Source organism: Streptomyces atratus (assembly GCF_014648655.1).
GTDB lineage: Bacteria > Actinomycetota > Actinomycetes > Streptomycetales > Streptomycetaceae > Streptomyces > Streptomyces atratus.
Genome location: NZ_BMRN01000092.1, coordinates 1 through 12,399 on the forward strand (window position 1 = coordinate 1; position 12,399 = coordinate 12,399).

The window sequence follows — 12,399 nt, forward strand, 5'->3', positions numbered from 1 at the left end:
CGGCGTCCCGCTGGCCGAGACCGGCCCGGCCGGCCTCGCCGCCGCAGGCATCGAACCGGCCCTGCTGCCCCCGGCCCCGGCCCTGGTCGAACCGGGCGAGTTCCGTCCTGAGCCGGAAGCTGAGCATCAGCTCGCTCTGGACGCCGGCGTCGTTGCGCCGCCCGACACCGGTCTTGAGGGTTTTGGCCCCGAACCAGCACAGAGAGTGCCGGAGGACGTCGAGGCGCAGGCCATGGCCGAGCCTGTCCTTCCGGATGTCCCCTACGACGAGGCGGTCCAGGGATACATCAGCCAGCACGGTACGTTCCCCAATGCCCGCCAGTTCGGGCTCTTCCTCGCCCAGTACGGAATCGTCGACTCCGTCACCGGTGGTGTGCTGACGGAGGCACAACTGCGTCCGGTGCTGCAGGAGGTCAAGATGACCGCGCCGCAGATGTCCGAGCCGGCCAGGGAGAAACCGGGGGACGAGGAGGCCTGGAGCACGGTGATCGCTCCGGAAACCGGTGCTCGTAGTGGGCTGGCTGATGTCTCGGCAGACGTCACTCCGGCCTCCTCAGAGATGGGTTCCGAGACAGTCGCGGGCCCCCAGGTTCAGCAGCCGCGTGAGACGGAGGCCCCTGTGCCGACCGCGTCGGCAACTACTGGTACCGAGGTGGCCGGTGGAACAGCGCCGCGGCAGGCCGCTCCCCGTGGTGGTGTTGCAGGCTCCGACGCGGAGCCGGGCGAAGGCCCGTCGCAGCTGGGGGGTTCCATCGCCGGCGACACCGGAACAGTTACCGGTCTGCTGCCCAAGCAGCAGACGGACGAGCCCGCACTGGACCCTGTTCAGCAACAGATCATGACCGTCGCCGAGTGGCTCATCGAGGCGGAGAAGGCCGAAGAGAAGCTCTCCGGCGCAGAGGTGGGCCGGCGCTTCGGTCTGTCCCCGCGGACCGGTCAGCGTCGTCTCGACAAGGCTGCGGAGTATGTGGCCGAGCAGCGCCGGCAGCAGGGCCGAGTACACCTCCGGTCCGTCCGGAGCTGACCGGCTTTGCTGCTCGCGGTGGCCGATGACCGAGCTCGGTCATCGGCCACCGCCGTGTCCGGAGCGTGCCGGACCTGACCGGTCAGGGCGCGGCCCGTGGCCGATGACCGACGGCCACCTGTGGCCGAACCGGCCAGCCCGTGGCCGATGACCGATCACGTCTTCACCGGCCATCGGCCATGACCGATCCGCCGCCCGTCGGTCACGCCGTGCCGTGACCGACCCATCTCTTGCCCGCTCTCATCCGCCGCCCTGGGAAAGTGGATTGCCCACGCTCGCAAGGGCTTGCCCAGAGTTGCATCGACCGGTCATCACACGCTTGCCCCTCATCCTGGAGAGCTTGCCGAATCGGTCATCAACGGCTTGCCCGGCACACGGGCAAGCCTTCGGACAAGTCGCGCCGAGGAGAGTTCACGGCACGAGACCCGAAAGGAGATGTGCCGTGTTCGGCGTACAGAACCCCGCCCCCACCGCCGGCGGGATCTTTCACCGCCTGGACGCGGAGTGGGCAGCGCTGTGCGCCGACACCGCGTCCAGGCTGCCGTGGCCGACTGTCTGATGGCCGATCGGCAGGCCCGCGACGTCGCTGCCGTGGCCGACGGTGTGACCGATGCCTGGGTACATACCCTCGGTCCGGTGCAGCCGCTCGTCGCGCTTCGCCCCGGCAGCGGTCGCCTGACCGAGGAGCTGACCGATGCCGACATGCGTCCTGACCCACTGATGCGGCATCACTGTGGCACACAGCTGCAGAGGTCAGCAGTCCGCCAGGTGCGGCAGCTCCTCAGCCCTGGCGGGCTTGCGGTGCCCCGCAGGGGCGGCTGAGCCTGTCCCCGCGCTGCCGACCGGCCGACGGTGACGAAAGACCAAGTGCCTCGGCTGAGCATTGCCGTGGTGCAGGTGACCACTGATCGCCGTCGTAACAATGACGCGTTGACACAACTCCCTTTCGGTGGCACAGGTTTCAGACGCGGTTCGACTTGGTTGCGGCACAAAGGGAGCGTCCGGCCAGTCTCTTGGCAGGTGGAGACCGAGCGCGGCCCGGTGGTTCTTGTATAAGAGGCCCGAACGCAAAAACCCACTCTGACCTGCATGTTTACCGGATCCATGTTGCCCGTCAGAGCACATTTCGTATGCAGAGATGTCAACCTGGCCGTCACATTCGTTCCGAAAAATCAAGCAGTGCTTGATCTGTTGGGCTTCGCGACGGAGGTGGCATCCCCCCTGGTCAGAGAGGTGGAGGGGTGGAGGACGACGTGGCGGCGCTGCTGTGCCGGGTTCGAAGAGTGTGCGCCCTATGCGACACATGAAATCAAGTGATGCTTGACTATCCGATCCCGCGCATCAGTTAAATCAAGCCTGACTTGACTTTCTGTGCAGCCTGATCGCAGGGGCCGTACATGCGACGTCCGAAGGCGCGCCGGTGCTCCAAAAGACAAGTATCCGTTGATTTTTCGGATAGTGTCTGCCACGCCTGAGTACTAAGGAGGTCTTGTGCCATCTGAGCAGCCGGCCCGGCGTCGTCCGGGCGGGCCACGAGCCGTTCCGTCCCACGCGCCTGACGACGCCGCCTACGACGACATCCTCAGCGTCCTGGGAAGGCAGTTGGGTGAAGCAGCCCAGACTGCCGACCCGCGCAGCCGCCGCAAGCTGAAGGGTGTGACGTTCGAGTTCGAGAACGACGCGCGCGCCGTACACACCATGGCGGGCAACGCCGGGTACAGCCTGGCGAGCAACTGGTTCACCCAGCTCCTGGCTCAGCTGGCCGTGGCCAACTCCATCACGAAGTCGCAGCTGTGCGTCTTCCTCTTCGTAGCCGGGGGGCAGGTCCCGGGCACCGGAATCGCCCAGTACACGCAACAGGAGATCACCGATGGACTGAACAAGCTGGCCGAGAAGAAGGGCGGCAAGAAGATCACCCGGTCCACGGTGAACCGCGCCATCGGGGCCCTGTGCGGCTACAAGTGGGTCGAGAGGGCCGGCAACGGCAAGATCCGGCTCAACGTCACCCTGTGGTTCCAGGGGAACAGCAACGCCCAGCACGAGGTGCTCGCGGAAATCGCCTCCGAGCACGACCACGACCCCACTGCCTTCCCTCATGACATCGGCCCCGACCAGCCACATCAGGAAGAGTTCGACTTCGGGCAGGACACTTACACCAGACAGAAGAGAACCGGGTGACCCCGCGCGCGTACCCTGGCAGCCGACAACGAGGAAGGTGGCCTGATGGCTGAGGTCTTGTCCCCGATCGTCTCCGACCGGATCTGGGCCGTACCGGTTTCCGGAGCAGCAGTGAAGTTCCTCAGTTACCTGGTATTTCGCTCCGAGTTCGGAGGACACCTGCCCGTACGTCAGAAGGACATGGCAAAGGAGTACAAGATCACACCACAGGCTGTCAGCCTCCTGATGGCGCCACTGTGTGATCTCCACATCGTCCTGCGCCCTTCCAGCGACGGGCGAGGAGGTAACAGCTACCGGCTCCATCCACTCGCCGCGAAGTACAAGAGCCACGACGACATGGAAGCGGCGTTCAGGCACACCCTGCAGGCCATCAAGGCAGGCGAGCTCCCGAACCTCAAGCTGCCTTCGTACGTCTCAGCCCCACCCAGCGAGGGCCGACCGAACCTCCAGGTCGCATAAGGCGAAACAAGGGCCCCGCCAGCTTCTGGCGGGGCCCTTGTGCCTGAGTACGAGGTACGCCACGAACTATACCCGTGAGAGCCGACAGCAACCTCTCGTGGACGGGCCGGAGTGGGACGCACGGTCGACGCTCGCGGCTGCCATGCATCCTGTACGTGCACATCGACGCCCTGTTCGACGAGGCCGGGCTGGGAGGACGTCCTCCAGATCGTCGCGCTCCTCCAGGCGTTGGGCTCCGGCGCAATCGGGCGCGGACGGGCCGGCACTCTTGGCGAAGGGCCTCAGCTCAACTGCGGCCGAGGTGTGGAAACGTGCCGTCCACCAAGTCATGCTAACTAACGTGTCGATGCAGCAGATGATCTAGGGCGTTAGTAAGGTAGCGTCATGCATATGCCAGCCACCTCGAGCGACCGGGCAAAGGTCGTTTCCAAGCTGCCGGGATGGCTCCGGCAAAATCTCAAAGTCAGAACCGCCCAACTCGGCATCGAGATCCAGGCCGCAGTGGAGCAGGGGATCTCCGCCTGGTGCAGCCTTGCCTCAGGGACTACCTCGGTCGACACGGCCGGAGCCGAGTCCTTCTCCACCTTCCTTCCTCCTGGGCAGTGGGAGGAGTTCCGGAGCATCGCGGAGGACCGCAAGGTCTCCCTCATCCAGGGGCTTGCCCAGTCCGTCCAGCTCTGGCTCGACACCAATCCGGCTCCGGATGTGCAGCGGCCCGACGTCACCCGACGGATCGTGGTCTGCAACCAGAAGGGCGGCGTCGGGAAGACCGCCATCACTGCCGGTGTGGGGGAGGCGCTGTCGGAAGACTCCAACAGGCTGTATCCCGTCCGAGTAGCCAAAGCCTTGGCTACCGCCCTTCGCGCCAGCAAGACGGAAGGCGGTGCGGCAGAGTCCGGCAACGACCCACTCGCCATCGAGAAGCTTCCAGGGCTCGGGCTGCGCGTCCTGCTGGTCGACTTCGACCCGCAATGCCATCTCACCAATCAACTGGGCGCCGCACCACTGCCCATGAACGGCGACAGCCTCACCAACCACATGGCAGGCGATCCCAAGGGGGAGCTCAGGGACCTGATCGTCTCCATCGAGGACGAGCACTTCGGTGGACGACTGCACCTGCTGCCCGCTTGCCATGACGCGTTCCTCCTCGACGTACGACTCTCCGCTGTACGTGCTCGCGAAGCAGCCCTCGAGCGGGCGCTGATGCCACTTGAGGTCGACTACGACGTCATCCTGGTCGACTGTCCACCCAGCCTTGGCCTCAGCATGGACGCCGCCGCCTACTACGGCCGCCGCCGCGGCGATGAGCGGCCTGGCCAATCCGGCGCCCTCATCGTCGTCCAGGCCGAGGACAGTTCCGCGGACGCCTACGACCTTCTGACCAATCAGATCGAGGACCTCCGCAACGACCTCGGACTCGACATCGACTATCTGGGCATCGTCGTCAATCTCTACGACGGCCGACGCGGATACATCGCCACATCTTCCTTGCAGGGATGGATCGACATAAAGGATCCACGCGTGGTCGGTCTCATCAGTGACCTGAAGGAACAGAAAGAAGCCGTGCGCATGAAGCAGCCCCTGCTGAGTTACGCTCCCGCCTCGCAGCAGGCTGTCGGCATGCGTGCGCTGGCTCGGGAGATTTCGTGAGCAAGGCCGACCAGCTCGGATCTGGACGCTTCGGAGGCAGTGCCCGGCCCGTCAGCGCCCGACGTGCCGCGATCGGCACCGCTACCGGCGTGCCCACGGAAGGCGTTGCTGCTCCGACTCGGCTTCCTGTCTCTCGTATCAGTCCCAATCCCGACAATCCCCGTTCCGCACTCGGTGATCTCACCGAACTGGCGGGCAGCCTCCAGGAGCACGGCCAGAAGCAGGCCATCACCGTCATGAACCGTGATGCCTACATCAAGGCCAATCCCGAACGGGAAGGGGATCTGGAGCCCAACACGACCCACGTCGTCGTCGATGGCAGCAGTCGTCTGGCTGCTGCCCGAGAGGCCGGCCTCACAGACCTCGGCGTCATGGTCGACGATGCCCAAGGCAGCGACGGCGAAGCCATCCTCGAGTCGGCGCTTGTCGCCAACATTCACCGTAAAGACCTGGACCCGCTGGATGAAGCTCGTGCCTTGCAGCGGTTGCTCGCCCTTCATGGGTCACAGGTCAAGCTCGCCAAGCGGCTGAGGAAGTCTCAGGGCTGGGTATCGCAGCGCCTGGCCTTGTTGAACCTGACTCCTGAACTACAGGCGGTCGTTGGCGAGGAGCCCGTTGAGCTCCTGCGCGCCGTGGCCAAGGAACCCCAGGACCGGCAGGGAGCAGCCCTTGAGCAGCTCAAAGCCGAACGTGCGCGCAAGGAAGCGGAACGGCAGGCATCTGCCGTGGTGTCGACGGGAGTTGCGAAGCCGAAAGACGCTGCAGGGCCGCGGTCGACTGTGGAATCCGCAGTGTCCGAGGTATCCGGCACTCAGGCGATCGTGCCGTCCGCTCGCATGGATGAGGCTGAGAGCCGTCCCACGCCGGTCCTCTCCACTCCTGTGACACAGGTTGAAGACGCCGAACGTACAGGTGCCACCACGCGAAGGGGGAGCGGCGAGTCGGCCGAGGCCGTTGCTGTGCCTCGGTCCGACAGCGTGTCTGTACCGGAGCCCGACCTGGCCGAGGCAGGCGTGTCACCGGATCGGCAACTTCCTTACCACGACGGCATGTTCATCGCGATGCACCTCATCCACAAGATGAGCGACAGCGAGTTCGACCGGATGCTGGACATCCTCATCAAGCACCGCGAGGAGCGCGCCGAGTCGTAGGCCTGTGCCGACGGAGCCCGTTGAACCCCTGGTCGACACGAACAGCACCGAGAAGCTGGGCCACATCAAGTACTACCGGCTTGCTCGGGGACGGCTGGGGGAGGGCGTCGTCGTTCCTGCCCGGCGCGCAACCTGAGACGTCCTGCGGATCGTGCCTGACGTACGTCAGGCACGATCCGCAGGACGTCTTTCTTGCCGTGTGGTCAATGTCTCGAGTTGGCACGTCGCTGGACGGCCGCCCGTGAGGACTACGACCAGAGAGCTGACAAGTCGCCCCAATCGCACTTATGGGCGCGAGGGGTAGTTCAGTTCGAACAGTTCGATTCTTCGCTCAGGGCGATTCCCTCGGAATCATGTTCGTTCCGGCCGGAGCGCGTTCGCGGCGAATCATTCACTGTGAAGGCGGCTCCGGTGGATGGCCGAGGAACATCCCGAGGGAGACCTTCGCGCCGGCCAGGAAGTGACGGCCGGGCCTGTGGTGCTCCATGGCGGTTACGCGGCGGCCTTGAGGGGGTCGGCGAAGGACTTGCGGAGGGACGACGGGGCGGCGAGGGGGAGCAGGGAAGCGAGTATCTTCCCCTTGAGCGCGCTGGGCTTCCGGGTGGGTTCGACGTCGATGCGCGTGCCGTCGCCTTCCGGCGTCAGCTGGAAGATCCAACCGCCGCCCGCCCCGAAGAGCTTCGAGTCGAGGGTGGTGATGGTGACTTTGGGGGCGTCCCACTGGTGGCGCGCCCGCTCCTCACGCGGCACCTGGTCCCTTCGGTCCCTTCGGCCCAGTCCTCACCGAGCTGGTGGACGGTGAAACGGTCAGCGTCGATGGTGGGCCAGTTCTCGGCGGGGGAGGGACCGAAGCCGGTCGGAACCGCCAGTGCCTCCGCGGGGCGAAAGGACGAGGCGAGGTGAAGACGGACGACTGCCATGCGAGGCCGTCGCATCAGGAGTGATCGAGTGATCGTGGAAACGATTGCCGGGAGGCAACCGCAGAAGTAACCAGTTTCACTGGTGATTACAATGACTTCCTCTTGTACAGCTCCGTAACCGATCGGTCACGTGGTTCTGAGCGTCGATCGCGCGCCGGGGTGTTGCATCTTCGCGAGTCACTAGTCAGTATGGTTACGTGAATCATGCCTTTCCCTGTGGGACGCTCCCCCTCGACTTCGTCGGCACGCTGCGCGCGCGACGCAACGCCGCGCCGATGGAGAAGCTCGCCACCCCTGAGCTGCTCGACGACTGGTTCGTGGAGTCCGGAATGCTCGATCTGGCACCCGTCGCCAACGAGGCCGATCTCACCATCGCCCGCGAGCTGCGCGAAGCGATCTACGACCTGGTCGCAGCCCGCCTGGAGGACAGGCCACTGCCCGCCGAGGCGGTCGCCGAGGTGAACCTTCAGGCGTCGGGCCTGCCCGTGACGCTGAGACTCGGTCCCGACGGCACGACACGCACCGGCTCGGTCTCGCAGGGGCTCGCGGCTCTCGCCCGTGAGACAGTCGAGATCCTCGGTGGCGACGAGGGGGCGCTGCTGCGCGAGTGCACCCGCCCCGAGTGCACCCAGGTCTACCTCGACCGCTCGCGTGGCCACCGACGGGAATGGTGCGCCATGAGGACCTGCGGCAACAGGGTCAAGGCCGCCGCCTACCGGGCACGCCAGCACAGCGTGAATAGCTGAACGCCCGGAAGCCGGTGACGGAACAGGCGCAGAGACGCGACGACGGCCGCCCTTTCCGGGGCGGCCGTCGAAACGGGGTCGTGGGTGTCACCCCATGCGTTCCCGCAGGCGGTGCGGGTGGGCCGGGTACACGCCGAGGATCCGCACCTCGCTGGAGAAGAAGCGCAGTTCCTCCAGGGCGAGCGCGACATGGGGCTGGTCGGGGTGAGCCTCGATCTCGACGTAGAAGCAGCTCGGGTTGAGACCGGCGCCCATCTGGTAGCTCTCGATCTTGGTGAGGTTGACCGCGCTGCTGGCGAAACCGCCGAGCGCCTTGTAGAGGGCGCTGGGGATGTTGCGTACCGCGAAGAACAGACTCGTCATCGTCGGCTCGTCCGTGACGGGCGCGAAGGCGGCCTCGCGGGAGAGAACGACGAACCGAGTGGTGTTGTCCGGGTCGTCCTCGACACCAGCCCGCAGCACCTCCAGACCATAGTGCCGGGCCGCGGCGGGTGGGGCGAGTGCCGCGTGCCGGACGTCGCCCAGCTCCGCCACCTCGCGGGCGGCGCCCGCCGTGTCGTCGCTGACAAGGGTGCGCCAGTCACCCTCACGCAGTACCTTCCGGCACTGCCCGAGCGCGTGCACATGGCTGCGGACGCACTTGACGTTGTCGAGTGTCGCGCCGGGGATGCCCATGAGGTCGAAGCGGATGGCGAGGAAGTACTCTCCGATCACGAACAGGCCCGACTGCGGGAGCAGATGGTGCACGTCCGCGACCCGTCCGGCGGCGGAGTTGTCCACCGGGATCACCGCCAGGTCGGCGGTGCCGAGCGTCACCGCGTCCAACGCCTGTTCGAAGCTTGTGCACGGCAACTCCGTGCTACCGGGAAACAGATGCTGGGTGGCGGCTGCCGAATTCGAGCCCGGTTCACCCTGGTATGCGATGGTCGTCACGTGCATCTTCCTGTAGCGGAGCCGATGTCTTCGATCAGCAGGAGGTCCACCGTAAAACGCAGGTGCTGGAGGACCGCAGCGCTGTCCACAACGAGAGACTCCAGAGGATGCTGTCCGCCTTTCGCGGGGAAGGGGATCGCCTTCTCGTACGCCGCTGTCACCACATGGTGCACCAGCATGGCCGCACGCCGGACGTGCCTGCGCGGCTCTGCCATCGCTTCCGTGCCCCTCGTCGCCCGTCCCGTGCCCGAATACCCCCCGGCGTCGACGGTTCCCGTGCGCGGTGAGCATGACGCTCTCCAAACCTGCGCATGCGCTCACTCTCTTCACGTGGGCGCAGCGGTGCGAAGTTCACATGTAAACCGTCACGGTCGGTTCAGGCGGCGGTGGTGGTGGCGTTGATGGTGACGGGGATGTTGCCGCGGGTGGCCTTGGAGTAGGGGCAGATCTGGTGGGCGGCTTCGGCGAGTTCGGTGGCGGTGGGCTGGTCGACGCCGCCGAGTTCGAGGTTGAGGACGGCGCTGAGGTTGAACTCGCCGTCGTCGCCGTGGGCGAGGGTCGCTTCGACGGTGATGGCAGTGCTCTTGAGGGTGATCTTGCGCTGGGAGGCGGCGTGACGGACGGCGCCGAGGAAGCAGGCGCCCCAGCCGGCAGCGAAGAGCTGTTCCGGGTTGGTGGCACCGCCGGCTCCGCCGAGTTCCTTCGGAATGGCGAGTGCGGTTTCGAGCTGTCCGTCGCTGGCCTCGATGCGGCCTCCGTTGCGGCCCTCTCCGGTCACTGTGACGACACCGGTGTAGCTGACTGCCATGGCTGTTGTCTCCTCGTGTGCGATGGGTCCGGTGCCCCAATGTCGGCTGTCACCGGTTCGACTGGTGGCAAATATGGTCACACCTGGAACTATTCGTCAAGAAAGTTGCTGACGTGAAAGGACACATGTGTGTGAGGAGCTGGATCGTCCGCGGCGAAGCCTTTCGATGCGCGCCTCTCATTCGTCACCCTCTTGACAGGTTACTCCTGAAGGGGCAGGCTGACTGTCGTCCGGTAACAACCGGGACGCGATCCACGACCGATGAAGTGGAGGCTGGTCATGAACAAGGACCTGACGATGGACGCCGCCGCGGCGGCACGGCACGCGCGGTACGGCAAGCTCCCCGAGCGCATCCGCTTCGAGGACATGGCCACAGAGGTGGAAGCCGGGCCGAGCGGCGGGGTGAAGGCCGTCTACAACCCCGAGGGCGCGTGGAAGTACCACTCGTGCCTGGCCCTGGACCTGGGGCTGTAGACCTCTGGAGGCAGGAGCAGGTCACGCAGACACCCACACCGTCAATCAGGAAGAGATCGGGATCAGGAAGGAGTACCGCGACGGTCTCGGCCGGTGGAGCAGGGAGGGGGAAGCCCTCCAGGCGCTTCTTCGCCAAGTGAACTGCAATGACCGGCGAGAGCCGGACAGGGAGGCCGGGGAAATCCTGATGAGAACGCGTCGGCTGGGGCGGCTGTCACGTACCTCGGTGCCGTCCTCTGACGCTCGCGCACCTACAGCCGCGGCCGCCGGCCCCTGACATCGCCTCCGACACCGCGCCCGGCCTCTCCACCTGCGTGTTGCCCCGCTGTGCGCCCGCTTGCTAACCTTCCGGCGTGATTGAAGTCGACAGAGCCTAGCCACGGCGAACCGCCGACCGGTGCCGCTCCGGGTCCCTCTTGCCAGTGACCGGTTGAGCGGAGGTCGGCCTCCGTCGCCTGCTCACACGTGCCCTCGGCACGGTGAGTCGGCCTGGCACATCGTGCCGTGGACACCGCGGAACCGGTGAAGGGTTCCCTCGCAGTGCATCGAGGCGTTCGCCGTCCCGCAGTCAGTTGGCAATTCCCGCGCTCCCCGCGTGCGCGCAGGGCTCCCGTCGTCGTCGACCTCGGCATGCCCACACGTGCCGACGGGAGAGCACACACAGATTTGGAAAACGCTCATGATGCACAAGAAGTCCCGCGCGCGTACCCGGCGCCGGCGGGCTCACTGGAAGGCCACCCGGCCCGCCCTGGCGACGTGTGCGAACGCCGCGTGCGGCCGGCCCACCCCCGGACACGCTGCCTGTATGCACTGCGGCATGTACCGCGGCCGTCAGGTGCTTCCTCCCTCCTGACACCACAGGCGCCGACCGTGCAGGGTGGCCTGCGCCGCGCACGCCAATTCCGCCCCTCTCCGGCAGGTTGACCCCTGGGCGGTTCGCGGACGACAGAAAGACGACACCGGTGCTGTGGTAGCGACCGGGCGTGTTCCGGCCGCATGGGCCGTTCCCACACGTGTGCCGATTATCGGGCTGGAAACAGACCGTGCCGCACAGCAGGCACGGTCCCGGCGCCGCTGAGACGTGCGCGGTGGGGTGCCACCGGACTGGTCGTCACCGCCCAGCAGTTGGGCTTCCCGCCGCCATAACGGGTCACCGGGGCAAAGCAATTGACACGCGCGGTCCCTCACAGCCAGGTGCGCCGGGCAGCCTGCCGGGCCGGCTGCATGCGTGTCCCGGCGCCGGCACGCTCCATCAGGTTCTGGATGCGGCGCTGGACGGTTCTTCGGCTCAGGCCCATCTGTGAGGCGATCGCGTTGTCGGCGACGCCCGCGACCAGCAGGGACAGCAGCTTGCCGTCGGCCTGTGACAGTGACGGATGTGTCCCGGAGTGGCGGCCTCCCGGGGCGCCGAAGGACGGGGCGCCCACCCCGCGCGGCGCAAGGGTGCGGGTGGCGTCGAACAGCACCCGTTCCAGGCGGTCTTGGGGTACCAGGGCCGAGGCGTCGGAGGGCAGGATCGTCAGGTGTCCGTACTCCTCGAAGGCGTGGAAGACGATGTCGTCGCGGCCGGAGCCGGGCCGCGACGCCTGCCGTGAACGTCGCCGACAAGCGGGTGTGTCTCATTGTTCTGGGCCCCTCCCGGCGCGCTGCGTGCCGTTCATCTGCGCGACAGAATCCGACGGCCATGAGGCACATGTCACTCGATACCGGTGGCGCAGCTGGGACATGTCACAACAGCGACGGACGAGCGTGCCGACTCGTTCCGTGTGAAGCATGTTGCACCCGGCTGTGGCGCCGTCCGGACCATGACGGTCGATCAGCGCGGGAGGCGCACACCCGAAAGAGGCGGTCACCATCTTGACTGGTGACGCGTGAAGCTGCCATGATTGTGTCACCGTCTCAACCGGTGACACACAGAGTGTTGCGGCCGAGGCGACCGAAGACCTTCCTTCCGACCCAGATGGGGAGCACCAGTCATGGCAGTCAGCTACACCGCCGTTGTCGATGTCGACGGAGAGGGCCGCAACGGCGGTCGCGTCCGCTCCTTGGACGGTCT

11 protein-coding genes and 3 pseudogenes are annotated in these 12,399 nt (G+C 66.2%); 8 read left to right on the plus strand and 6 right to left on the minus strand.

The genetic code is table 11. The features are described 5' to 3' along the window. Positions 1 to 1,024, plus strand: a pseudogene (locus tag IEZ15_RS42085) (DUF2637 domain-containing protein); the annotation flags it as partial. 486 nt (positions 1,025 to 1,510) lie between these two features. Here IEZ15_RS42085 and IEZ15_RS42090 read toward each other — a convergent pair. Continuing rightward, positions 1,511 to 1,753: a hypothetical protein gene (locus IEZ15_RS42090; protein ID WP_189282232.1), complete on the minus strand. Its 243-nt coding sequence runs from the start codon at positions 1,751 to 1,753 to the stop codon at positions 1,511 to 1,513. Positions 1,754 to 2,515: 762 nt separating this feature from the next. On the opposite strand from IEZ15_RS42090, the gene IEZ15_RS42095 reads away from it, so the two are divergent. The 4 genes from IEZ15_RS42095 (at position 2,516) to IEZ15_RS42110 (ending at position 6,462) form a co-directional block, all read left to right on the plus strand. Continuing rightward, a complete protein-coding gene (locus tag IEZ15_RS42095) occupies positions 2,516 to 3,202 on the plus strand; it encodes a hypothetical protein (protein ID WP_189282233.1) in 687 nt (228 codons plus the stop codon). 45 nt (positions 3,203 to 3,247) lie between these two features. Next, positions 3,248 to 3,661: a hypothetical protein gene (locus IEZ15_RS42100; RefSeq protein WP_189282234.1), complete on the plus strand. Its 414-nt coding sequence runs from the start codon at positions 3,248 to 3,250 to the stop codon at positions 3,659 to 3,661. Between the two features lie 384 nt (positions 3,662 to 4,045). Beyond that, a complete protein-coding gene (locus IEZ15_RS42105; protein ID WP_189282235.1) occupies positions 4,046 to 5,311 on the plus strand; it encodes a ParA family protein in 1,266 nt (421 codons plus the stop codon). After that, complete coding sequence (locus IEZ15_RS42110; RefSeq protein ID WP_189282236.1) at positions 5,308 to 6,462, plus strand: ParB/RepB/Spo0J family partition protein; 1,155 nt, start codon at positions 5,308 to 5,310, stop codon at positions 6,460 to 6,462. The genes IEZ15_RS42105 and IEZ15_RS42110 overlap by 4 nt, the downstream gene beginning before the upstream one ends. 492 nt (positions 6,463 to 6,954) lie before the next feature. Here IEZ15_RS42110 and IEZ15_RS42115 read toward each other — a convergent pair. Then, positions 6,955 to 7,382 (minus strand): annotated as a pseudogene (locus tag IEZ15_RS42115) (hypothetical protein). 197 nt (positions 7,383 to 7,579) lie between these two features. On the opposite strand from IEZ15_RS42115, the gene IEZ15_RS42120 reads away from it, so the two are divergent. Continuing rightward, positions 7,580 to 8,128 (plus strand): CGNR zinc finger domain-containing protein, encoded by a 549-nt coding sequence (locus IEZ15_RS42120; protein ID WP_189282237.1) that lies wholly within the window; start codon positions 7,580 to 7,582, stop codon positions 8,126 to 8,128. Positions 8,129 to 8,215: 87 nt separating this feature from the next. On the opposite strand, the gene IEZ15_RS42125 is transcribed toward IEZ15_RS42120, so the two are convergent. From IEZ15_RS42125 to IEZ15_RS42135, 3 genes are all read right to left on the minus strand, one after another. After that, the gene (locus IEZ15_RS42125) at positions 8,216 to 9,061 is read right to left on the minus strand and encodes a prephenate dehydratase (RefSeq protein ID WP_189282238.1); all 846 of its coding nucleotides are present in this window, start codon (positions 9,059 to 9,061) and stop codon (positions 8,216 to 8,218) included. Continuing rightward, positions 9,058 to 9,276 carry a hypothetical protein gene (locus IEZ15_RS42130; RefSeq protein ID WP_189282239.1) on the minus strand — a complete coding sequence of 73 codons (219 nt, stop codon included), beginning with the start codon at positions 9,274 to 9,276 and terminating at the stop codon, positions 9,058 to 9,060. Before IEZ15_RS42130 ends, IEZ15_RS42125 begins: the two co-directional genes overlap by 4 nt. A gap of 161 nt (positions 9,277 to 9,437) precedes the next feature. Then, complete coding sequence (locus tag IEZ15_RS42135; protein WP_189282240.1) at positions 9,438 to 9,869, minus strand: organic hydroperoxide resistance protein; 432 nt, start codon at positions 9,867 to 9,869, stop codon at positions 9,438 to 9,440. Positions 9,870 to 10,148: 279 nt separating this feature from the next. On the opposite strand from IEZ15_RS42135, the gene IEZ15_RS42140 reads away from it, so the two are divergent. Both IEZ15_RS42140 and rpmF read left to right on the plus strand, forming a co-directional pair. Beyond that, positions 10,149 to 10,343, plus strand: coding sequence for a hypothetical protein (locus tag IEZ15_RS42140; protein WP_189282241.1), 195 nt, complete (start codon positions 10,149 to 10,151; stop codon positions 10,341 to 10,343). A 682-nt stretch (positions 10,344 to 11,025) separates the two neighbouring features. Then, positions 11,026 to 11,196, plus strand: coding sequence for a 50S ribosomal protein L32 (gene rpmF / locus IEZ15_RS42145; protein ID WP_373302761.1), 171 nt, complete (start codon positions 11,026 to 11,028; stop codon positions 11,194 to 11,196). Between the two features lie 331 nt (positions 11,197 to 11,527). On the opposite strand, the pseudogene IEZ15_RS42150 reads toward rpmF, so the two are convergent. Next, positions 11,528 to 11,713 (minus strand): annotated as a pseudogene (locus IEZ15_RS42150) (LuxR C-terminal-related transcriptional regulator); the annotation flags it as partial. Positions 11,714 to 12,399 lie beyond the last annotated feature (686 nt).